Annotated in this window: 22 protein-coding genes; 9 read left to right on the top strand and 13 right to left on the bottom strand. The window is 63.8% G+C overall.

The window, feature by feature from the left end:
* Positions 1-61: 61 nt before the first annotated feature.
* On the bottom strand, positions 62-520 hold the full coding sequence (locus AC0L2L_RS07385) for a winged helix-turn-helix transcriptional regulator (protein ID WP_473577207.1): 459 nt from the start codon (positions 518-520) through the stop codon (positions 62-64).
* 93 nt (positions 521-613) lie between these two features.
* Between AC0L2L_RS07385 and AC0L2L_RS07380 the strand changes: the two genes are divergently transcribed.
* Positions 614-1,843, top strand: a complete 1,230-nt coding sequence (locus AC0L2L_RS07380) for an MFS transporter (protein WP_473577206.1) — start codon at positions 614-616, stop codon at positions 1,841-1,843.
* A gap of 53 nt (positions 1,844-1,896) precedes the next feature.
* Here AC0L2L_RS07380 and AC0L2L_RS07375 read toward each other — a convergent pair whose 3' ends face one another.
* The 3 genes from AC0L2L_RS07375 to AC0L2L_RS07365 form a co-directional block, all read right to left on the bottom strand.
* The gene (locus tag AC0L2L_RS07375; protein ID WP_473577205.1) at positions 1,897-2,373 is read right to left on the bottom strand and encodes a hypothetical protein; all 477 of its coding nucleotides are present in this window, start codon (positions 2,371-2,373) and stop codon (positions 1,897-1,899) included.
* A 137-nt stretch (positions 2,374-2,510) separates the two neighbouring features.
* Positions 2,511-3,161 (bottom strand): maleylacetoacetate isomerase, encoded by a 651-nt coding sequence (gene maiA, locus AC0L2L_RS07370; protein ID WP_473577203.1) that lies wholly within the window; start codon positions 3,159-3,161, stop codon positions 2,511-2,513.
* Entirely contained in the window at positions 3,158-3,856 is a 699-nt protein-coding gene (locus AC0L2L_RS07365; protein WP_473577201.1) for a fumarylacetoacetate hydrolase family protein, read from the bottom strand. The genes maiA and AC0L2L_RS07365 overlap by 4 nt, the downstream gene beginning before the upstream one ends.
* A gap of 225 nt (positions 3,857-4,081) precedes the next feature.
* Between AC0L2L_RS07365 and AC0L2L_RS07360 the strand changes: the two genes are divergently transcribed.
* Complete coding sequence (locus AC0L2L_RS07360) at positions 4,082-4,765, top strand: response regulator (protein ID WP_027167217.1); 684 nt, start codon at positions 4,082-4,084, stop codon at positions 4,763-4,765.
* A 38-nt stretch (positions 4,766-4,803) separates the two neighbouring features.
* Complete coding sequence (locus AC0L2L_RS07355; RefSeq protein ID WP_473577199.1) at positions 4,804-5,181, top strand: VOC family protein; 378 nt, start codon at positions 4,804-4,806, stop codon at positions 5,179-5,181.
* A gap of 22 nt (positions 5,182-5,203) precedes the next feature.
* On the opposite strand, the gene AC0L2L_RS07350 is transcribed toward AC0L2L_RS07355, so the two are convergent.
* Together AC0L2L_RS07350 and AC0L2L_RS07345 are read right to left on the bottom strand one after the other, a co-directional pair.
* Positions 5,204-6,541: a hybrid sensor histidine kinase/response regulator gene (locus tag AC0L2L_RS07350; protein WP_473577522.1), complete on the bottom strand. Its 1,338-nt coding sequence runs from the start codon at positions 6,539-6,541 to the stop codon at positions 5,204-5,206.
* Between the two features lie 5 nt (positions 6,542-6,546).
* Positions 6,547-7,785: an FIST N-terminal domain-containing protein gene (locus AC0L2L_RS07345; protein WP_473577197.1), complete on the bottom strand. Its 1,239-nt coding sequence runs from the start codon at positions 7,783-7,785 to the stop codon at positions 6,547-6,549.
* Positions 7,786-7,990: 205 nt separating this feature from the next.
* On the opposite strand from AC0L2L_RS07345, the gene AC0L2L_RS07340 reads away from it, so the two are divergent.
* The 4 genes from AC0L2L_RS07340 to AC0L2L_RS07325 all read left to right on the top strand — a co-directional run bounded on the left by AC0L2L_RS07340 (position 7,991) and on the right by AC0L2L_RS07325 (position 13,086).
* Positions 7,991-8,491: a (2Fe-2S)-binding protein gene (locus AC0L2L_RS07340; protein ID WP_027167220.1), complete on the top strand. Its 501-nt coding sequence runs from the start codon at positions 7,991-7,993 to the stop codon at positions 8,489-8,491.
* A 105-nt stretch (positions 8,492-8,596) separates the two neighbouring features.
* Positions 8,597-10,945 (top strand): xanthine dehydrogenase family protein molybdopterin-binding subunit, encoded by a 2,349-nt coding sequence (locus AC0L2L_RS07335; RefSeq protein WP_473577195.1) that lies wholly within the window; start codon positions 8,597-8,599, stop codon positions 10,943-10,945.
* 109 nt (positions 10,946-11,054) lie between these two features.
* Positions 11,055-11,852: an FAD binding domain-containing protein gene (locus AC0L2L_RS07330; RefSeq protein ID WP_473577194.1), complete on the top strand. Its 798-nt coding sequence runs from the start codon at positions 11,055-11,057 to the stop codon at positions 11,850-11,852.
* Between the two features lie 211 nt (positions 11,853-12,063).
* Positions 12,064-13,086, top strand: coding sequence for an acyltransferase family protein (locus AC0L2L_RS07325; RefSeq protein ID WP_473577192.1), 1,023 nt, complete (start codon positions 12,064-12,066; stop codon positions 13,084-13,086).
* On the opposite strand, the gene AC0L2L_RS07320 is transcribed toward AC0L2L_RS07325, so the two are convergent.
* The 3 genes from AC0L2L_RS07320 to AC0L2L_RS07310 form a co-directional block, all read right to left on the bottom strand.
* On the bottom strand, positions 13,087-13,575 hold the full coding sequence (locus AC0L2L_RS07320; RefSeq protein WP_473577191.1) for an SRPBCC family protein: 489 nt from the start codon (positions 13,573-13,575) through the stop codon (positions 13,087-13,089). It abuts the gene before it with no gap.
* A gap of 76 nt (positions 13,576-13,651) precedes the next feature.
* Positions 13,652-14,149 carry a GNAT family N-acetyltransferase gene (locus AC0L2L_RS07315; protein WP_473577520.1) on the bottom strand — a complete coding sequence of 166 codons (498 nt, stop codon included), beginning with the start codon at positions 14,147-14,149 and terminating at the stop codon, positions 13,652-13,654.
* Between the two features lie 11 nt (positions 14,150-14,160).
* Positions 14,161-14,925, bottom strand: coding sequence for a copper homeostasis protein CutC (locus AC0L2L_RS07310; RefSeq protein ID WP_473577190.1), 765 nt, complete (start codon positions 14,923-14,925; stop codon positions 14,161-14,163).
* A gap of 194 nt (positions 14,926-15,119) precedes the next feature.
* Between AC0L2L_RS07310 and AC0L2L_RS07305 the strand changes: the two genes are divergently transcribed.
* Complete coding sequence (locus AC0L2L_RS07305) at positions 15,120-15,548, top strand: SRPBCC family protein (protein ID WP_473577189.1); 429 nt, start codon at positions 15,120-15,122, stop codon at positions 15,546-15,548.
* A 125-nt stretch (positions 15,549-15,673) separates the two neighbouring features.
* The gene (locus AC0L2L_RS07300; RefSeq protein ID WP_473577188.1) at positions 15,674-16,129 is read left to right on the top strand and encodes a carboxymuconolactone decarboxylase family protein; all 456 of its coding nucleotides are present in this window, start codon (positions 15,674-15,676) and stop codon (positions 16,127-16,129) included.
* A gap of 42 nt (positions 16,130-16,171) precedes the next feature.
* Here AC0L2L_RS07300 and AC0L2L_RS07295 read toward each other — a convergent pair whose 3' ends face one another.
* The 4 genes from AC0L2L_RS07295 to AC0L2L_RS07280 all read right to left on the bottom strand — a co-directional run bounded on the left by AC0L2L_RS07295 (position 16,172) and on the right by AC0L2L_RS07280 (position 20,353).
* The gene (locus AC0L2L_RS07295) at positions 16,172-16,603 is read right to left on the bottom strand and encodes a cupin domain-containing protein (protein ID WP_473577187.1); all 432 of its coding nucleotides are present in this window, start codon (positions 16,601-16,603) and stop codon (positions 16,172-16,174) included.
* Between the two features lie 69 nt (positions 16,604-16,672).
* Positions 16,673-18,271, bottom strand: a complete 1,599-nt coding sequence (locus AC0L2L_RS07290; RefSeq protein WP_473577186.1) for a DHA2 family efflux MFS transporter permease subunit — start codon at positions 18,269-18,271, stop codon at positions 16,673-16,675.
* Positions 18,268-19,281 carry an HlyD family secretion protein gene (locus AC0L2L_RS07285; protein WP_473577185.1) on the bottom strand — a complete coding sequence of 338 codons (1,014 nt, stop codon included), beginning with the start codon at positions 19,279-19,281 and terminating at the stop codon, positions 18,268-18,270. Before AC0L2L_RS07285 ends, AC0L2L_RS07290 begins: the two co-directional genes overlap by 4 nt.
* Before the next feature lie 298 nt (positions 19,282-19,579).
* Positions 19,580-20,353, bottom strand: a complete 774-nt coding sequence (locus AC0L2L_RS07280) for an SDR family NAD(P)-dependent oxidoreductase (protein WP_473577183.1) — start codon at positions 20,351-20,353, stop codon at positions 19,580-19,582.
* Between the last annotated feature and the right edge of the window lie 4 nt (positions 20,354-20,357).

The raw sequence follows: 20,357 nt of genomic DNA, 5'->3' as shown, positions 1-20,357 counted from the left end.
CCGATTCCGCTGCCGGTTGACCGGAAATCGATTCTGCCAGTACCGGGATCGACCGATCCCGCTATTGCCGTTGCTGGCGGAAATCGGCCAGCCGCGTTTCGCCGGGCGCAAGCTGGCGGCCGTCCTGCGCATGCACTTCCAGGCGCCGTATCGGCCTGCCGGTCCGGGTGTCGACCATGAAGGTGTAGGGCTCGCCCGGTCCGGAGAAATAGGCCTCGCCCCATTGGCGCAGCGCCACCAGGACGTAGAACAGCCCCCGGCCTTTTTCGGTCAGCACATATTCATGATGCGCGCTGCCATCTGGAGCCGGGACGGTTTCGAGGATGCCATGCGTGATCAGATTGCGCAGGCGCGCCGAAAGGATGTTCTTGGCCACGCCCAGGCTCTTCTGGAATTCGCCGAAGCGCCGCATGCCGTCGAAGGCATCGCGCACGATCAGCAGCGACCACCAGTCGCCGATGGCATCGAGCGGCCGGGCGATGAGGCAATCCGCGTTTTGATGGCTCGTCCGTTTAACCATGCAATTCGTCCAGATTTCGGATTTGTGGTTGCAAGATAAAACCTTCCTCTCTATTCCGCAATGGTTTCAAGTTGAAACCAAGTGGAGAGCACGATGAATCTGCAACTGCAAAGCACCGACCTGCAGCGTCTTGAGGGAGGCAGCACGGGTAAGGGGAAGGCGGGATTGCCGCGCCTCACCGCGCTGATCTTTGCGATTGCCTGCGGCCTGAGCGTCGCCAATGTCTATTTCGCGCATCCGCTGCTCGACGCCATCGCGCGCGACTTTTCCATCGACCCGGCCTCGGTCGGCATCGTGGTGACGGTGACGCAGATCGGCTATGCGCTCGGCCTGTTCTTCATCGTGCCGCTTGGCGATCTTTTCGACCGCCGCAAGCTGGTTGCCACCCAGGCCGTGCTTTCGGCTTTGGCGCTTATCCTTGTCGGCGTTTCGCCGAGCGCCGCGGTGCTGCTCCTAAGCCTCGCGGCGGTGGGCGTGCTTGCCGTCGTCGTCCAGGTTCTGGTGGCATATGCAGCCGACCTGGCGGCGCCGGCGGAGCGAGGGCGGGCGGTGGGCACGGTCACCAGCGGCGTCATCCTCGGCATCCTGCTCGCGCGCTTCGTTTCGGGGCTGGTCGCCGATTTCGCCGGCTGGCGCTCGGTCTATCTCGTCTCGGCGGCGCTGACGCTTGCGATGGCGGCGATCCTGTTCCGTATCCTGCCTCGCCAGGAGGTCGAGCGGCCGCGCGCATCCTATGCGCGGCTGCTGGTCTCGGTGTTGCTTCTGTTCGCGCAGGAGCCGCTGCTGCGCGTACGCGCCATTCTCGCCATGCTGATCTTCGCCAGCTTCAACGTGCTGTGGGCGCCGCTGGTGCTGCCGCTCGCAGCACCTCCGTTTTCGCTCTCGCATACCGGGATCGGCCTGTTCGGGCTGGCGGGCGCCGCGGGCGCGCTCGGCGCGCGCCGGGCCGGCATGCTCGTCGATCGCGGGCAGGGCCAATTGGTCACCGGTCTCAGCCTCTCGCTGATGGCCGCCGCCTGGCTGCCGATCGCTTTCATGGGCACGTCGCTCTGGCTGCTGGTGCTTGGCATCGTCATGCTCGACCTCGCCATCCAGGCCGTGCACGTCACCAATCAAAGCCTGATCTTCGCGCGCCGGCCGGACGCCCGCAGCCGGCTGGTCGGCGGCTACATGATCTTCTATTCACTGGGCAGCGCGCTCGGCTCGATCGCCTCGACCATGACCTACGGCGCCTGGGGCTGGACCGGCGTCTGCCTGCTTGGCGCCGGCATCGGTCTGGTGGCGCTGGTGTTTTGGGCGGCGACGCTCAGAGTGGGACTTTAGGGTGTAGTCTCATTACAAGGCCGATCGGGTAGCTGGGCTAACGTCTTGCTTGCTTAGTCGCGCGCTACGGGTTTTGGCGTGAAGCTGAATTGAACCTTGTCGTTCAAATCTATGGCGACGTGGACATTTGCAGTGTCTGATAGGGTACTAAATGTCATCTGTCTGAAGTCGGTGGTTCTGCGCGGACCGAGACCGACGGGTTCCGTGGAGCTGAATCCGGCCGGATGGTCGAAATCCGGCCGCCCAAAAGCTCCCACAACGTCGTCCAGCGTCTTCAGGCTGCTTGTCGCCTTCCTAAGCCTTTCAAACTCTTCGCTCGTCACATGCATGAAAAGCTCATCCCTTCGTGAGGCTGGCGTTTGGCCGCCGCAGAAGATGCAGTGATAGATCATGACCTGCTGTTGAGCAGTTCCAACGATGTGATACTCATTGAGTCCGGCATCGAACACGATGGGGATCGACGGTTCCTTGGAAAGCGCCTCAAGTGTACCGCATTCGCATCTGGGAGCCTCGAAATTAGGTGCACTCACCAACTGACCTCCTTGTGTGATCGGACCATAAGGTAGGACACCCAGAAGCCCACCTCCCGAATTTCTAGCACAACCGACGTTTGCAGCGTAACCGTTCGCTTCTATTTCGCATCTATGAGTTCACGCCCTAGGTCTTGCTATTCGGCATCGATCTGGTTCTGCGGTGCAGCTTTCTGAAAAGCCGGCAGCGCCATGCAGGCGGCGTTGATGCGCGTAATCACGGGATAGGGGGTCATGTCGACACCGAAGCGGGCATTGTTGGTGACCTGTGCGGCAAGGCAGATATCGGCCAGGCCCGGCGTGTCACCATGGCAAAACGTGGCGGTCTGCGGCGACGAAGCCAGAATCTTTTCAATCGGCTGGAAGCCTTCGTTCACCCAATGCCGGAACCAGTTGACGACATCCTCATCGCTGGCGCCGAACAAAGTGCGCAGCGAGGTGAGCACGCGCAGATTGTTCACCGGATGGATGTCGCAGGCGATCATCTGCGCCAGCATCCGGACCCTGGCGCGGCCCAGCGCATCCTTCGGCAGCAACGGCGGCTCGGGCTGGATCTCGTCGAGATATTCGATGATCGCCAGCGATTGCGTCAAAAGCCTGCCGTCATCCAGCACCAGCGCCGGCACCAGCCCTTGCGGGTTGACCGCGAGATAGGCGGGCTCGAGATGCTCGCCGTGCCGAAGGTGGTGTGGCACATAGGTGTAATCCAGACCCTTCATCTCGAGCGCAATCCGCACCCGATAGGAGGTGGAGGAGCGGTAGTAGTTGTGGAGGACGAGGTCGCTCATCGCCTCGGCTGCCCGATGGTCACATCAATGGTGCCGATGCCGTCGACACCGCCGGTGATCCTGTCGCCCGCCTGAACCGGGCCGACGCCGGCCGGCGTGCCGGTAAAGATCAGGTCGCCGGGCTGCAATACGACCGCCTCGCTGCAGATCGAGACGATGTCGGCGACCGGCCAGATCAATTCGGCAAGGTCGCCGTCCTGTCTCACCGCGCCGTTGACGGCGAGCCAGATGCGGCCTTTGACGGGATGGCCCGTTTTCGCGGCCGCAACCAGCGGACCGCAAGGCGCGGACTGGTCGAACGCCTTCGACCAATCCCAGGGACGCGCCGCCTTCTTGGCCTGGTCCTGCAGGTCGCGGCGGGTCAGGTCGACGCCGACGCCATAGCCCCAGACATGGGCGAGCGCGTCTTCGCGCCCAATGCGAAAGCCGGCCTTGCCGATCGCCACCACCAGCTCGATCTCGTGGTGGAGGTTCGAGGTCAGCGGCGGGTAGGGGATTTCCGTGCCGCTGTCGACCACCGCGTCGGCCGGCTTGGTGAAGAAGAAGGGCGGGTCGCGCTCGTCATTGCCGAGTTCGCGCGCATGCGCGGCGTAATTGCGGCCGACGCAGAAGATGCGGCGCACGGCAAAGCGTTCCGCTGAGCCGGCAATGGCGACCGAGGCGATTGCCGGCGGCGGAAGGACGAAGTCTGTCATGGACTGTCTCTGCGTTGTCGTGAATCCGCCAGCACATTCGGCCGATTTCGCCAGGCGGGCAAGGCATGGCGGCCACGAAGCCGTTGACCCTGTCGTTTCGGCGACAGCGTTGTGTATCGTCGAGGCTGTATACCATTGGCCGATATACTATTTGGCAATAATCTGGCCATGGTCGCGGGACTATCCTGCGCCGGACCAAACCGAACCGATGCCCGAACCCATGCAATGACCTCCGTCAGCGATCGCGCCCGCTTCCTGATCATCGACGACCACCCGCTGTTTCGCGAGGCGCTGCACAGCGCCGTGCAGATGGCCTATCCGGATGTCGATACGGTCGAAGCACGCTCGATCTCCGAGGCGATCGATCTTCTCGCCGGCGCAAAGCCGTTCGACCTCGCGCTGCTCGATTTGAGCATGCCCGACGTGCATGGCTTCGAAGGGCTGTTGCAGCTTCGGACCCGCTATCCGCGCCTGCCGGTCGTGATCGTGTCCGGCTATGAGGAGCCGAAGATCATTTCCGAGGCGCTGTCCTATGGCGCGGCCGGCTTCATTCCGAAATCGGCGAGGAAGAGCGATCTCGCCGCCGCCATCCGCTCGGTCATGGACGGTGCCGTCTATGTGCCGGAAAACTACGAAGGCCAGCCGCCCGATCCCGACAGCACCGACCGCGCCGACATGGTGCAGCGCCTGGCCAAGCTCACGCCGCAGCAATTGCGGGTCCTGCAGATGCTGCGCCAGGGCATGCTCAACAAGCAGATCGCCTACGAGCTGCAGGTGGGTGAGACCACGGTGAAGGCGCATGTCTCGGAGATCCTGCGCAAGCTTAATGTGTATAGCCGCACGCAAGCGGTGATCGAGGTGTCGAAGCTCGATAATGCTGAGCTGTTCAGGGATCAGGCGGGGTTTTGAGGATCGGCGGAGGCCATCCAACGGCGGAGGCGATACCTGTGAAAATCAGAGCCTTCGATCATATCGTTCTTGCGGTGGATGACGTCGAGCGCACATGCCGCTTCTACGAACGGGTGCTCGGCATGGAGCCGCGCCAGGAGCGGCCGGGTAAGTGGTCGCTGCATTTCGGCGCCAATAAGATCAGCCTTCAGGATGCTCGGGCTTTTCCCGATATTGCGCGCGAAACGGTACCCGGCAGCGCCAATTTCTGCGTCCTCACTGACACGCCGATCGCGGAGGTCGTGAGGCAGCTTTCGACGGAACGCATCGAGATTGTCGCAGGCCCGGGCGAGCGCTCCGGGGCGGTCGGCGCCATTCTCTCAGTCTATTTCAAGGATCCCGACGGGAATTTGGTCGAAGTCAGCAACCAGTTGTAAACCGGAAGCTTCACCGGGCACTTCAGGCCAACAAATGCGCCAGCAGCGCCCTTAGCTGCGCCGGCTTCAGTGGCTTGCGCATCAGCTCTATGCCGGCGGCCCGCGCCGCCTTGGCGACGGCTTCGGAGCCGTCGGCGGTGACGATCAGGGCCGGCACGGCACGGCCGAGATAGTCGCGCACTTCGGCAATGGTCGCGGTGCCCAGATCGCCGCCGTCGAGATGCTGGTCGGCGATGACGATGTCGGGCATCCAGTCGGTATCGCCGAGCAGGTCGAGCGCATCGTCGGTCGAGGTCGCGGCGCGCACCAGGCATTGCCAGCGCTCGAGCAGCGAGGTCATGGCGGAAAGCACGTCGGCATCGTTCTCGACCAGAAGCACCTTGGTGCCGAACAGGCCGTAGCCGCGCGGCCGTTCCAGGTCCGCGACCGCCGTCACCGGTTCGGCCGCCGCCAGGCCGATCGGCACGTCGATGTGGAAGATGGTGCCGCGCCCGACCTTCGAGGAGAAGGTCACCGGGTGGCCCAGCGCGGCCGCCATGCGGCGCACGATGGCAAGGCCCAGGCCCAGCCCGCCGGCGAGCCCCGCATCGGCCAGCGTCGCGGTGCCGCGGTGGAATTCCTCGAACACCGCCTCGCGCTGGTCCTCGGCAATGCCGCAGCCGGTGTCGGCGACGTCGATGCGGATAGTGTCGCCGCGATGCCTGGTGCCGACCAGCACGCCGCCCGAGCGGGTGTAGCGCAGCGCGTTGGAGAGGATGTTTTGAAGGATGCGGCGCAAGAGCGTGCGGTCGGAACGCACGGCAACATTGACCGGTCGGAACTTCAGGATCAGGCCCTTCTTTTCCGCCTCGGGGTGGAAGTCCGAACGCAGCGAGGAAAACAGCGCCTCCAGGCTGACGTCGCCGATTTCGGGCTGCACAACGCCGGCGTCGAGCTTGGAGATGTCGAGCAGCGTGCGCAACAGGTCTTCCATCGTCTCCAGCGAGCGCTCGACCTGGCGCACCAGCTTTTTGCCTTCGTCGCTGGTCTGGACCTCGGCCAGCGCCGAGACCGACAGATGCGCGGCGTTCAGCGGCTGCAGCACGTCGTGGCTGGCGGCGGCAAGGAACCTGGTCTTGGAAAGGTTCGCCAGCTCGGCGTTCTCCTTCGCCGCGCTGAGGTCGATGTTCGACTGCTCGAGCCGGCGCAGCGTCGCGTGCAATTCCTCGGTGCGGTTGCGCACCCTGTTTTCCAGCGAAATAGCGGTCTGGAACAGTGAGAAGGCGTTGCCCTGCTGGTCCATCGAGCGCTCGACGCGGCTGACAAGCGCCGCGTTGATCTTCTTCAGCTTTTCGAGGTCGTTGATGTCGCGAAGCGGCATCTCGCTCACTCGGCCGCCCGGCGTTCGCCGAAGGCGATGCCGGTAAAAGTCTGGTTGAGGTGCATCGAGCGGTACTGCTCGCCATAAGTGCCGAAGCCGATGACCTTGTTGGTCCGATAGAGCTCGGAAATGTCGCGGAAGACCTGACGGTTGCGCGCGTCGAGCCGGCGCAGCACGCAGTCGAAGCCGAGGATCATGTCGATGCCGCCGAGCCTGTGCTCGACATCCTGGAGAGCGGTGCGCGTCGATTCCACCATGTTCTTCGGCTGGGCGATTGACAGCACCACGCCGTCGTCGATGGCGCAGAAGAAGGACAGCGAGCCGTCAGCGTGCATGCGCTGGATCGAGCGGCAATAATATTCGCCGCCGACTTTTAGCACGACGGGGTGCGAGGCAAAGCTGAGTGGCGTCAGCATCTGCGGCAGGATGCCGACGGAGGCTGCATATTCCTCCGCGGCGTTGGTGGCGTTGAATTCGCGCACGACGCGATGGTCGGGGTCGGACTCCGTCACCACCAGCTTCTCATCGGTCGGGATGAAATTGTCGGTCTTGAAGACGTGGAAGGGGATCTCGGTCGCGACCAGCACGATGATGGCGCAGTCGGACGCAACCCTGCCGTTGGCGATCAGACTGGTGGTTTCGAATTTCAGGTCGTCGCCGGCCGAGCCGCCGATCAGCGGAATGTCGTCCAGCCCCCAGTGTATGGCCGAGGTCACCGCTTCCTCGGCATAGGACAGTCCGTCGATGAAGCAGAGCGCGAATATGCCCTTGGAGCTATCATCGCCGCCCGGTCCGCGCAGCAGGCGCCGCAGCGCCGCGACCTCTTCGGTGATTCCATCCATGCCTGACGAGGACAGGTTTTCGACCATGGTGCACACGGTCGAAAACGACGCCGACGGCAGCAGCAGGGCAAGGATATGCCCTTCCTCCAGTCCCTGCGGCGTGATCTCGCCCGCGGTCGAGCAGCCGGCATAGGCGAGCAATGGCGCATGCAGCTTCAGCGCCTGGGCGAGCGCTGACGCGTCGACCAGGCTTTGGGAGAAGAACAGAAGCGCGAAGCCGGCGTTGACGATCGCGGCTTCGGCCGCAATGGCCCGGGCAAAGGCGTTTGGGTCGGGCTCATCCGTGGTGAGCGCCGAAAGGCCCGATGCATAGCGTGTGCTCGAACTGGCCAGCTGCCTTCCTCCCGCAGTTCCTCCAACGCTGTTTTTATGCGCATCCCGGCGCGCTCGCGTCGAAGGCATTGTTGTCTCGGCGACTCACTTTGGCAATGGGCGCTTCACGTGAGGCGTGACCGAAAGTACAATATGCGGCGTTTCGGGCGAACTGCATTCTCGCATTTCGGGGAGGTCCAAGGCACATTTACGGTGCATTGGAAACATCGATTGCCGGGGCATTTAGAACACGCTGGCGGCTGAACGACCAAGGTTGATACCCAGGGAGGGGCTCATGTCTGACGTTTCGTTGATGGTGAACGGAAAGCGGGTCAGCGGGAACGTCGAGGACCGAACGTTGCTGGTTCATTTCCTGCGAGAAAATCTCGGCCTCACGGGCACGCATGTCGGTTGCGATACATCGCAATGCGGCGCCTGCGTGGTGCAAGTCGACGGCAGGGCGGTGAAGTCGTGTACAATGCTGGTGGCGCAGGCTTCGGGCTCGACCATCGTCACAATCGAAGGGCTGGCCAACGGCGCCGAGCTGCACCCGGTGCAGGCCGCGTTCAAGGAACATCACGGGCTGCAATGCGGCTTCTGCACGCCCGGCATGATCATGACGGCGACCGACATGATCGCGCGTCATCCCGAGGGCCTCGACGAGGCGACGGTGCGCGCCGAGCTCGACGGCAATATCTGCCGCTGCACGGGCTACCACAACATCGTGAAGGCGATCCTCGCCGCATCGCAAGCGATGGCGAAGGGGGCCAAGGGCAGGGCGAAACAGGCAGCTTAGGGGAGTAAGGGAATAGGGGAGTAAGGGAGTAGGCCATTAGCGCCCTAATCCCTACTCCCTTACTGCCCTACTGCCCTACTCCCCTAAATTCCGGAGGAATTTCCTATGGGTATCGAAGGCGTCGGCGCCCGCGTGGCGCGCAAGGAAGACAGAAGGTTCATCACCGGCGGCGGCCGTTATGTCGACGACATGGTGGTTCCCGGCATGAAGCATGCCGTGTTCGTGCGCAGCCCGCACGCGCATGCGCAGATCAAGAAGATCGATGTGAAGCAAGCGCAGGCGATGCCCGGCGTCATCGGCGTCCTCACCGGCAAGGAGCTCAAGGCCGACGGCATCGGCAATTTGATCTGCGGCTGGATGATCCATTCCAAGGACGGCACGCCGATGAAGATGGGCGCCTGGTCGCCGCTCGCCGTCGACAAGGTGCGCTATGTCGGCGACGCGGTCGTCATCGTCGTCGCCGACACCAAGGGCCAGGCGCGCGACGCGGCTGAAGCGGTCGAGATCACCTATAAGGAACTGAAGGCCGTGGTCGATGCCACGAAGGCGATCCAACCCGGTGCGCCGCAGGTCCATGCCGAGGCCGAGAACAACCTCATCTTCGACTGGGAACTCGGCGACGGCAAGGCGACCGACGCGGCGATCAAGTCGGCGGCCCATGTCACGCGCATGAAGATCGTCAACAACCGGCTGGTGCCGAATGCGATGGAGCCGCGCGCGGCTCTCGGGCACTACGACAAGGCCGAGGACCACTATACGTGCTGGACGACGTCGCAGAACCCGCATGTCGCGCGGTTGGTGATGAGCGCCTTCTACAACGTCGCGCCGGAAAACAAGCTGCGTGTCATCGCGCCGGATGTCGGCGGCGGCTTCGGCTCCAAGATCTACATCTACCCGGAAGAGATTGTCTGCCTGTGGGCTTCGAAGAAAACCGGCGTTCCGGTCAAATGGGTGGCCGACCGCACCGAGAGCTTCCTCTCGGATGCGCATGGCCGCGACCATGTCTCGACCGTCGAGATGGCCTTCGACAAGGACAACCGGATCACCGGGCTGAAGGTCGACACGATAGCCAATCTCGGCGCCTACATGTCGCTGTTCTCGTCCTGCGTGCCGACCTATCTCTATGCCACTCTCTTGTCTGGGCAGTACAACATCCCGGCGATCCACGCCAATGTGCGCACCGTCTACACCAACACCGCGCCCGTCGATGCCTATCGCGGGGCGGGGCGACCTGAGGCCACCTACGTGCTGGAGCGCATGATGGAGACCGCCGCGCGCGAACTCGGCGTGTCGCCGGCGGAACTCAGGCGCCGGAACTTCATCACCTCCTTCCCGCACCAGACGCCGGTGATCATGAATTATGATGCGGGCGACTATAACGCCTCGCTCGATGCCGCCATGAAGGCGGCCGACTATGCCGGCTTCACCAAGCGGCGGTCGGACGCCGCCAAGCAGGGCAAGCTGCGCGGCATCGGCATGAGCTGCTACATCGAAGCCTGCGGCCTTGCGCCGTCGTCGGCGGTCGGCTCGCTCGGCGCCGGCGTCGGCTTGTGGGAATCGGCGGAGGTGCGCGTCAACGCGGTCGGCACCATCGAAGTGCTGACCGGCTCGCACAGCCACGGACAGGGCCATGAGACGACCTTCGCGCAACTGGTCACCCAGCGCTTCGGCGTGCCGATCGATTCCGTCTCGATCGTGCATGGCGACACCGACAAGGTGCAGATGGGCATGGGCACCTACGGCTCGCGTTCCGGTGCGGTCGGGATGTCGGCTATCGTCAAGGCGCTGGACAAGGTCGAGGCAAAGGCCAAGAAGATCGCGGCGCACCTGCTGGAAGCCGACGAGGGCGACATCGTCATCGAGAATGGCGAGGTCAAGGTTGCCGGCACCGACAAGAGCCTGCCCTGGTTCCAGGTGGCGCTTGCTTCCTACACCGCCCATAATCTGCCCGCCGGTATGGAGCCGGGCCTGAAGGAAACCGCCTTCTACGACCCGTCCAACTTCACCTTCCCGGCCGGCTGCTATATCTGCGAGGTCGAGATCGATCCGGAGACCGGGTTGACGGAAATCGTCCAGTTCGTCGCTGCGGACGATTTCGGCAACATCATCAATCCGATGATCGTCGAGGGGCAGGTACATGGCGGCATCGCGCAAGGCGTCGGCCAGGCATTGCTCGAAGGCGCGCACTACGACAGCAACGGCCAGCTTTTGACGGCAAGCTATATGGACTACACCATGCCGCGCGCCGACGACCTGCCTTCCTTCAAGGTCTCGACCTCGAACACACCGTGCCCGGGCAATCCGCTCGGTGTCAAAGGCTGCGGCGAGGCCGGCGCCATCGGTTCGCCGCCGGCTGTCATCAACGCCATCACCGATGCGCTCGGCGTCGTCGACATCGCCATGCCGGCGTCGCCCGCGACAGTGTGGTCGGCGATCCGCGCGACGAAGCACTGAAATGAGTCAGTAGTGAGTAGCGAAAAGGAAAGCGCTTCATCGACAATGGCAGCTGAGCATTCACTACTGACTACTTACTACTGACCAAGCACTCTCAGGGGAGGATCCCATGTACGCAGTCAACTATCACCGTGCTTCCTCCGTCGCCGATGCCGCCAAGCTGCTGAAGAACGGCGACGCCAAGCTGCTCTCCGGCGGCATGACGCTGGTCCCGGCCATGAAGACGCGGCTCGCGGCGCCGTCGGACCTGGTCGACGTGTCGCGGCTGAAGGACCTTCAGGGCGTCAAGGTGTCCGGCAGGTCGGTCACGATCGGCGCCGCGACGACTCATTACGACGTCTCCACCGACGAGAAGCTGAAGAAGGCCTGCCCGGCGCTTGCGCATATGGCATCGCTGATCGGCGATCCGGCGGTGCGCCACAAGGGAACCATCGGCGGCTCGATCGCCAACAACGATCCGGCGGCCGACTATCCGGCGGCGTTGCTGGCGCTGGCAGCGACGATCATCACCAACAAGCGCGAGATCGCGGCGGACAAATTCTTCAAGGGCCTGTTCGAAACGGCGCTGAAGGAGGGCGAGATCGTCACGGCGGTGAGCTTCACCGCTCCGGCCAAGGCGGCTTACCAGAAATTCCGCAACCCGGCTTCGCGTTACGCCATCGTCGGCGTGTTCGTCGCCAAGGGCAAGGACGGGGTGAGGGCAGCGGTGACCGGCGCCGGCGAAGATGGCGTCTTCCGCTCCAAGGAAATAGAGGCGGCGCTGGCGAAGACTTTCGACGCCTCGGCGCTCGACGGCCTCAAAGTGCCGGCAAAGGGGCTGATGAGCGATCTCCATGCCTCGGCCGACTATCGCGCCAATCTGATCGCGGTGATGGCGAAGCGCGCGGTGGCCGCCGCCAACGCCTGAATGCCCTCGGCCTGGCTTGAAGAAAGGGGGTCGTCACGGCCCTTTTTCTTTTGCGGTCGCAATGGCTTGGCCGAGTAGCCCTGCCAAAATCGAAGCTTCGCACTTGCACAAAGTTATCCCGCACTGCAAAATAAAGCAGGCGGGAAAACGAGGCGGGTCCAAAACGCATGGCGGCTGCCGTGTTTCGGACCTCGAGTTGCGAAAGCACGGCATGACCGACATATCCGCAGCGTCCGTTGTCCTGCCCCGGACCACAGCCGACAAAGCGGCACGGACAAGGCTGGCCTATCTCGACGGCTGGCGCGGCCTGTCGATCGCCCTGGTGCTGATCGGCCATTTTTTCCCCGTTCCCGGCATCAATCTTGGCGTTCTCGGCGTCGAATTCTTCTTCGTGCTGAGCGGCCGGCTGATGGGCGAAATCCTGTTCATCGAGCGCTTTCCGCTGAAGAAATTCTTCAAGCGCCGCTTCGCGCGCATCTATCCCGCACTGCTTGTGTTCGTGGTCGCCGCCATGATCGGCCTTGCCGGCACCTACATCGCCTTCAAATGGAAGGCGGCGCTGACGGCGCTGACCTTCACCTACAACTATGCCGGCGCCCTGGTCACCCGCGCCGGCGCGCTCGATCACATCTGGTCGCTCTGCGTCGAAGAGCATTCCTATATCCTCCTGGCGCTGATCAGCGTGCTGGTTTCCGGAAGGGCGAATGTGGTGCGGCTGCTCGTGGTGCTGGCGCTGTTGGCGATGGCCAACGGCGCCATTTCGTACGGAGTTCTCGGCATGGGCTACGAGACCAGCTACTGGCGCACCGACGTGCACATCGCCTCGATCCTGCTGTCCACCGCGATCTGCCTGCTCAAGGCCGACGGCCGCCTGCCGGGTTTCCTGCAAAGCCCGCATGTGGCGTTTGCGGCCGCGGTTGGCGGCGTGTTGCTGTTCCTCGACCCCGTGCCGACCACGATCCACTATCTTCTCGGCGTGCCGCTCTTGGCGCTGGCCGTCAACACGCTCGACTTCGCCGGCGGGTACCTGACTGGGCTGTTGTCATCGCGGCCGATGGTGATGCTCGGCCTGTGGTCCTATTCGCTCTATCTCTGGCAGCAGCCTTTCTACAAATTCGTCGATGAGCGCGGCAGCGCGGCGTTGCCGATGTTGGCCGCGGTGTTCGCCTGCGCGCTGACGAGCTACTACATCGTCGAAAAGCCCGCTCGCGGCTGGCTCAACCGCAATTGGTGATCAATCTGGTTTTGCCGCTCGTTGCGCGGCCAGGTAACGGCGAAGCCCGGCTTCGCCGCGCGGTGTCGTCCAGCGGTGGTTCCAGGCGAAGGCTGGTCTCAGAATCGGCGCCAGGAATCTGAGGATCGGCCTCTCGACCGTGACCTGCCAGATCAGGTCGACATGCGTGCCGGCACCCGACGGCGACAGTTCGGCCCGCCACAGCCCGTCGAAATCGCCGAAGGTCTTTACGATCACCAGCCGGCCGGGCTCGAGCTCCGCGGCCTCGATGATGAAGTTCAGCTCATAGGGCAGGGCGCCGCGCGCCCTGGCCCTGGCGCGCGCACCGACGACGCCCTTGCCCTTTTTGTCGAGCGGCTCGACCTCCTTATAGGCATCGCCCCACCAGAGCGGCAGAAGCTGAGCGTCCGACAGCACATCCCACACTTCCTGGGGTGTGCCTTCGGGAATCTCCCAGGTCTCGTCGAAGCGGAAGACATTGCTCGCCATGATGTCGCGCCCCAGTCAGCGGAGCGGCTATATTAGCTGTGGCTTGTTTTCCTGGCCAGCACCGTTGGGAGCGTGTTCAGGCGGCAATGGGTTTTGCGTAATAGCGCACGGATTTCTTGCCGCCGTGGATCACCGCATCGCCGACTTCGGCGAAACCGAGCGTTGCGTGGAAGGCATCGGAAGCCGGGTTGGGCGGATCGGCATTCACCTCGCAGGTGACGATCGTGTGGCCGGCGCGCCGGGCATGATCGAACAGATCCTCATAAAGCCGGCGGGCATGGCCACGGCCTCGCGCCTCGGCTGCGACCACCACGCGGTCGACATAGACGAAGCGCGGGTAGCGCTCGCGAAACCAGAGGAAGTTCGGGCTGTCGTAGCTTGCGCCCTGGTCGAAGCACATGATGAAGGCTTCGAGCCCACCGATGCGGCGGGTGTAGAAAGCTTCGCCGAGCAGGACCGAAAGCCGTTCCGGCTCGAGCCAGGACAGCTCCGCCGCATGCTCGTTGTTGAGCGCGAGGATACCGGCCTGGTCGGCGGTCAAAACCTGTTCGATCGGCAGCGGTTCCTTGGTCATCGCACCGGCCATCAGGCTCTCGCGGCCGCTATCGTTGCCGCCACCTGGGCCTCGTCGGTCACCGTGTTGCGGTATTCGCGGTCGAGGTCGGTGCCGCCCATGCCGACATTTGGGTTGCGGTAGCGCATGGCGCTTGGCACGTCCGCGAGCGCGGCGAAATGCATCTCGGTCAATCCAGTCCGTCTGCGCACTTCGCCGATAGAGTCGGGCGCCAGGGCGCCGCAGCCGAGGATGATGATGCGCCCGCCCGCCTGGCGAACGAGCTCAGCCAGAAGCTCGATACCTTCGACGGCAGTGTCGCGCTGGCCGCTGGTCAACACGCGGCCGACCTTGCAGCGGATCAGGGCTTCGAGCGCCTCGGCCGGATCGCGCGTCATGTCGAAGGCGCGGTGGCAGGTGACGTTGAGCGGGCCGGCGGCCTCAACCAGCGCGGCCATGCGCGCTTCATCGATAGCTCCGTCGGCGGTCAGGCAGCCGATGACGACGCCGGCGACGCCAAGCTCGCGAAGCGCTTCGACATCGGCCAGCATCGAGCGGTATTCGGCCTCGCTGTAGAGGAAATCGCCGCCGCGCGGCCGAACGATGACATGGAAGGGAATGGTTGCGCTTGCGAGCGCGGCGCGGACCGTGCCGAGGCTCGGCGTGATGCCGCCCTCGATCAGGCTGGCACAGAGCTCGACCCGGTCGGCGCCGGCGGCCTGCGCGGCAAGCAGCCCGTCAATGCCTTCGACGCAGATTTCGATCAGGGGTTTTTGCGCGTCCGCCACCGTTTCCATCCATGCTTTCGAGGAGACGGGCAGCCCTAGCATCGTGCGGGCCGGCGCGAAAGCCTGAACGGTGGCCGCTATTTTGGGCCAAGCGGCATTTCAACGCTTGACAGTTCTATAACTGTGGAGTTATGGGTTAAATCCATAGCCGTAGGGTTATTGATTTCGCGTGGGCAGCGAGACTACGACAAGGAGAAGCAACCATGACGCAAACCAAATCGATCGTTGTCGAGCGGCTGATTCCGCATTCGGCGGAGAAGATATGGCGAGCACTGACCGTGCCCGAACTCGTCGCCGAATGGCTGATGCAGAACGATTTCGCGGCGCAAGAGGGACATCGCTTCACCTTCCGCGCGACGCCGGTTCCGGGCTGGTCCGGGACGACGAACTGCGTGGTGCTGAAGGTCGAGGCGCCACGCCTGCTGGCCTATAGCTGGGGCGACGGAAGCGAATCCGACAGCGGGCTGAAGACCCTGGTGACCTGGTCGCTCACGCCCGAGGGTGCGGCGACCCGGGTGCGCATGGAGCATTCGGGGTTCCGGCCCGCCGACGAGCGCGGATATGTCGGCATGGGCAGCGGCTGGCCGCGTATCCTCGAGCGGCTGGAGCAGGTGGCTGGCAAACAAGGCTGAAGGCCCACCGTTTCGCCTGCGCCGCTGTGGCGGCTGATGATTGACACAACCTGATCGAAAAACAAATCCTGGATGCGCGACATCCGGGACGCCGAAACACACCCGAAAAACAAAGGAAAAATATGATGGAAGCAAGATTGAAGAACCCGGTGATGCTCATTCCCGGCGCGCTGCCGGCGCTGATGGCGCTCGACAAGTCGACCGAAGCCGGCGATGTGCCTTATGTGACACGCAAGCTTATTCATCTTCGCGCCAGCCAGATCAACGCCTGCGCCGTTTGCGTCGACATGCATGCGCGCGAGCTGAAGAAAGCCGGCGAGAAGGACGAGCGGATATTTGCCGTGTCCGCATGGCGCGAAACGCCTTACTTCACAGCCGCCGAGCGCGCGGCGCTTGCGCTGACGGAAGCCGCGACGCGACTGGCCGACCGTTCCGACGCGGTGCCGGACGATGTCTGGGACGAGGCCGCGCGTCACTATGACGACAAGGCGCTCGCCGCGCTGGTGATTCAGATCGCGCTGATCAACGCCTTCAACCGGCTAAACGCGACCACACGGCAACCAGTGGGCGCCTGGGGCTGAGGCGAGAGGAGGGCGTCCGCTTCGAAGCGGACGCATTGCCGGCTACTGCTGCAGGATCGTGTTCTTGGCGCCGTGCTCGATCTGGTCGATCACCAAAAGCTGCACCGGGTCGGCGCCGATGTTGGTGGCCTGGTGCCATTGGCCGATCATCTCGACGATGAAGTCGCCGGTCTTGTAGGTATTGCTGGCGCCGGTCTCGACATTGGTGACCTTGAGCGTGCCGGCCTCGACATAGGCGTAGCGCGGGAAGGGGTGCTTATGGACAGGCAATTTCGCACCTGGGGCGATCTGGTAGGATGAGACCTGAACCTCGACGTTCTTTTGCGGCAGCGTGATCGGCTGGCCGGAAGCGGTCGTGGTCTTCGACGTCAGCGGCGTGACGACGACTGGCGTGTTCGAGCTGTCCAGAGCATTTGCGTCGGTCGCGAAAAATGCCGCCGCCAAAAGCAGCGCCGATGCCGTGATGTTGCGCATGAGGTCCCTCCAGAGGCCGCCAGCTTCGCGCGGCAGACGCAGAGGCGCAAGCACTGGATGAGGGAATAGCTAACGTTTCGCCGGAGCCGGCTTCGGCGGCCGCAGCAGCAGGGCGAGCGGCACAAGGACTGCGGTCGCCACGGCGCAGTAGAAAAAGACATCGACATAGGCGAGCAGCGACGCCTGGCGGCCGATCTCCTGCCCGATCCAGCCGACGGCCTGTTGCTTGGCTTCGACCAGCGGCGAGCCCTCGGCGACGAAATGGTCCGTCACCTGGCGAAGCGTCTGCTGATAGGCCTCGCTCGATTGCGCGGTGTGACCGACCAGCACCGACTGGTGGAACTGGGCGTTCTGGGCGATCACCGTGTTGGACAGCGACACGCCGATGCTGCCGCCGATGTTGCGGGCGACATTGATCAGCGAGGATGCCTGATCGGTCTTCTGCGGCGGCAGGCCGACATAGGCCGCGGTCGAGATCGGGATGAAGAGGAATGGCAGTCCGATCATCATGAAGATGCGCGCGTAGGCGAAGAAGTCGAAGCTGGCGTCAGGCGTCAGCGAGGTCATGTGCCAGAACGCGACCGCGACGACGGACATGCCCATCATGATGAGATAGCGCGGCTGAACGAAACCGGCCGCAAAACCCGAGATCGGCATCAGCATGAGCATGGCGATGCCGCCCGGCATCATCGACAGGCCGGAGAGGGTGGCGGTGTAATCGAAGGTCGTCTGCTGCAGCTGCGGCATCAACTGCGTGCTGCTGAAAAGCGCGGCGCCCACCGCCATCATGACCAGGAACGACATGCCGAACTGCCGGCTGAAAAGCAGGCGGACGTCGACGACCGGATCGCGCCGGGTCCATTCCCAGGGAACGAGCAGCAGGAACGACACCGCCGAGACCACCGCGAAGGTGGTGATGAAGGTCGAGGCGAACCAGTCGTTGCGCTGGCCTTCGTCGAGAAAAACTTCGAGGCAGCCGAGCGCCATCGCCACCAGGATGAAGCCGACCCAGTCGACCTTCAGTCCGTTGCTCAATCGCTCCCGGCGCTCGCGTTCGAGAATGTCGGGCTCGATCACCAGCCATTGCACGAGCGCCAGCGACATGATGCCGAACGGGACATTGATGAAGAAGATCCAGTGCCATGAGAAATTGTCCGTCAGCCAGCCGCCGATGGTTGGCCCGACGGTCGGCGCGACGATGACGGCGATGCCGTAGAGCGCGAAGGCCTGGGATCGCTTCTCCGGCGGAAAAGTATCGGCGAGGATCGACTGCTCGCTCGGCGCCATGCCGCCGCCGCCCAATCCCTGCAGGATGCGGAAAGCGATCAGCGTCTGGAGGTTGGGGGCCAGCCCGCACAGCAGCGACGCGAGTGTGAAGGTCGCGACGCAGATCATGTAATAGCGCTTGCGGCCGATGACGCTGGTGAGCCAGCCGCTGACCGGGATGATGACGGAGTTGGCGACGAGATAGGTGGTGATCACCCAGGTGCTCTCGTCCATGCCGGCCGCCAGGCTGCCCGCGATGTTGCGCAGCGCGACGTTGGCGATCGAGGTGTCGAGCACCAGCATGAAGGTCGCGATCGAGACGACGATGGCGATCAGCCAGGGGTTTCGGCCGCCTGCAGCGGAGCGGCTCTCGCCGCCTGGGGCTGTCGCCGCATCCGTCATCGCACCTTGACCGTCGGCACCACCGACATGCCGGGACCGAGATAGACGCCGGGGGGGTCATCGAACACGATCTTGACCGGCACGCGCTGCACGACCTTGACGAAATTGCCGGTGGCGTTTTCGGCCGGGAGCAGGCTGAACGCCGTGCCGCTGCCGGCCTGGACGCTGTCGACGCGGCCGTGGAAGGCCTTTTCCGGATAGGCGTCGATGGCGATATCGACTGGCTGGCCAGGCCGCATCAGGTCGAGCTGCGTTTCCTTGAAGTTCGCCTTCACCCAGACGTCCTTGGGAACGAACATCATCAGCACCTGACCAGGCTGCGCATAGGTGCCTTTTGCCGCCGTGATGTTGGTGGCATGGCCGGCGACCGGCGCCGTGATGGTCGTTCGGGTAAGGGTGGTCCTGGCCTGGTCCGCGGTGGCCTCAGCCTGCTGCAGTTTGGCCTCGTCGCTGTTGACCTGTGCCTGCAGAACCGCAACCTGGCTTTTCGCCGCCTCGGCGTTGGCGTTGGCGGTATCAAGCGCGGCCTGGTCCTGGCGCAAGGTTGAAGCGGCCTGCTGCGCCTGTTGTTGCGTGGCCGTGCCCTTGGCCAGAAGCTCGCGGTTGCGCTGGTCCTCGGACTTGGCGAATTCGAGCGTCGCCTGCGCCTGCGCCACCTGTTTTTGCGCGGCGTCGATCTTGGCGTTCTGCGCTTCGATCTGCGCCTGCACATTGGTGATCTCGGCCCGCGCCGCCACCACGCCCGCCTCGGCTTGCTTGAGCGAGGCCTGATAGTCGCTGTCGTCGATGCGCAGAAGCACGGCGCCGGCCTCGACCGGCTGGTTGTCGGTGACGGCAACATCGGTGATGCGCCCGGAAATTTCCGCGCTGACGGTCACCGTGCGCGCGTCGATGAAGGCGTCATCGGTCCATTCATATTGGCGCGCATTGAGCCACCAGGTCACCACGGCGGCTATCGCCAACAAGACAAGGATCGCGACGGCCGCCGCTACATAGGGATGGCGCCTCACCAGGCTGGGCTTATTGCTGTCGGACGGGCTGTCATTCGCCTGGATGTCTTGCGCTCGCTTGTGGTCGCTGCGCTTGTTTTCGACGGGCTTGTCGCCGCTCGGCGGGTGTCGCCGCCGATCGGACCGGGGTCGAGCCCGCGCTTCCTCAGCAGGAGCGGTTTCGCGCTCTTTTCTTTCAGATTTTGCGTCCAAGGCAACGGATCCCAGATATCGTCGACCCCCTCGCAACAGGATCAACGGGCGGTTTCCGCAAAGGTTCCTATCGCCGGATGCCGGGCAGCGGCCCGTCTGTCGGTCGTCAGCCCGCCATCCAGCCGCCATCCACCATCAGGTTTATGCCGGTGACGTAGCTGGCCATGTCGCTGGCAAGAAACAGCGCCGCGCCCGCCACGTCGTCCGGATGCCCGAGCCGCGGCCAGGGCGTGCGGCTGCGCGAATAGTCGAGCGCATCAGGATCGTTGGCGACGCCCGGCTTGCCGGTGATGATCTTGCCCGGAGCGATCGCGTTGCAGACGATGAGGTCGTCGGCGTGGTCGACCGCGATCTGGCGCGTCATCTGCACGATGCCGCCCTTGCTGACCGAATAGGGCAGGTCGCCGGGGCAGGCGACCATGCCGTGCTGCGACGAGATGTTGATGATGCGGCCACGAACGTCATTGACCGGCGCCTGGGTCAGCATCTGGGTGACGGCGCGTTTGTTGCAGTAGAAGAAACCGGTCAGGTTGACGCCGATGACGCTATGCCACTGTTCCGGCGTGGTCTCGATGAGGTTGGTGCTGGTGTAGATCGCGGCGTTGTTGACCATCACGTCGAGCCGCCCGAAGCGATCGACGGTCGTGCCGACAAGTGCGTCGACGGCGCTCCAATCCGAGATGTCGGTCTTGACGTAGATGGCGGTGCCGCCGGCCGAGCGGATCATGTCGACGGTGCCTTGGCCACCCTCGATCGGCTGCTCCACCGTGTCGGCGACGACGACGCTGGCGCCGTCGGCCGCGAATTTTAATGCGATCGCGCGGCCGATGCCGGAGCTCGCTCCGGTGACGATGGCGGTTTTGTCTGCGAGCAAGGCCATGGTT

This window comes from Mesorhizobium sp. WSM4832 (genome assembly GCF_055811115.1).
Note: the sequence above shows the minus strand (reverse complement) of the source record. Positions and strands in the feature narration are given on the sequence as shown.

Coding starts and splice junctions, on each gene's coding strand:
- AC0L2L_RS07385 (WP_473577207.1), bottom strand. CDS start 520: ATGGTTAAACGGACGAGCCATCAAAACGCGGATTGCCTCATCGCCCGG.
- AC0L2L_RS07380 (WP_473577206.1), top strand. CDS start 614: ATGAATCTGCAACTGCAAAGCACCGACCTGCAGCGTCTTGAGGGAGGC.
- maiA (WP_473577203.1), bottom strand. CDS start 3,161: ATGAGCGACCTCGTCCTCCACAACTACTACCGCTCCTCCACCTCCTAT.
- AC0L2L_RS07365 (WP_473577201.1), bottom strand. CDS start 3,856: ATGACAGACTTCGTCCTTCCGCCGCCGGCAATCGCCTCGGTCGCCATT.
- AC0L2L_RS07360 (WP_027167217.1), top strand. CDS start 4,082: ATGACCTCCGTCAGCGATCGCGCCCGCTTCCTGATCATCGACGACCAC.
- AC0L2L_RS07350 (WP_473577522.1), bottom strand. CDS start 6,541: ATGCCGCTTCGCGACATCAACGACCTCGAAAAGCTGAAGAAGATCAAC.
- AC0L2L_RS07345 (WP_473577197.1), bottom strand. CDS start 7,785: ATGCCTTCGACGCGAGCGCGCCGGGATGCGCATAAAAACAGCGTTGGA.
- AC0L2L_RS07340 (WP_027167220.1), top strand. CDS start 7,991: ATGTCTGACGTTTCGTTGATGGTGAACGGAAAGCGGGTCAGCGGGAAC.
- AC0L2L_RS07335 (WP_473577195.1), top strand. CDS start 8,597: ATGGGTATCGAAGGCGTCGGCGCCCGCGTGGCGCGCAAGGAAGACAGA.
- AC0L2L_RS07330 (WP_473577194.1), top strand. CDS start 11,055: ATGTACGCAGTCAACTATCACCGTGCTTCCTCCGTCGCCGATGCCGCC.
- AC0L2L_RS07325 (WP_473577192.1), top strand. CDS start 12,064: ATGACCGACATATCCGCAGCGTCCGTTGTCCTGCCCCGGACCACAGCC.
- AC0L2L_RS07320 (WP_473577191.1), bottom strand. CDS start 13,575: ATGGCGAGCAATGTCTTCCGCTTCGACGAGACCTGGGAGATTCCCGAA.
- AC0L2L_RS07315 (WP_473577520.1), bottom strand. CDS start 14,149: ATGACCAAGGAACCGCTGCCGATCGAACAGGTTTTGACCGCCGACCAG.
- AC0L2L_RS07310 (WP_473577190.1), bottom strand. CDS start 14,925: ATGGAAACGGTGGCGGACGCGCAAAAACCCCTGATCGAAATCTGCGTC.
- AC0L2L_RS07305 (WP_473577189.1), top strand. CDS start 15,120: ATGACGCAAACCAAATCGATCGTTGTCGAGCGGCTGATTCCGCATTCG.
- AC0L2L_RS07300 (WP_473577188.1), top strand. CDS start 15,674: ATGGAAGCAAGATTGAAGAACCCGGTGATGCTCATTCCCGGCGCGCTG.
- AC0L2L_RS07295 (WP_473577187.1), bottom strand. CDS start 16,603: ATGCGCAACATCACGGCATCGGCGCTGCTTTTGGCGGCGGCATTTTTC.
- AC0L2L_RS07290 (WP_473577186.1), bottom strand. CDS start 18,271: ATGACGGATGCGGCGACAGCCCCAGGCGGCGAGAGCCGCTCCGCTGCA.
- AC0L2L_RS07280 (WP_473577183.1), bottom strand. CDS start 20,353: ATGGCCTTGCTCGCAGACAAAACCGCCATCGTCACCGGAGCGAGCTCC.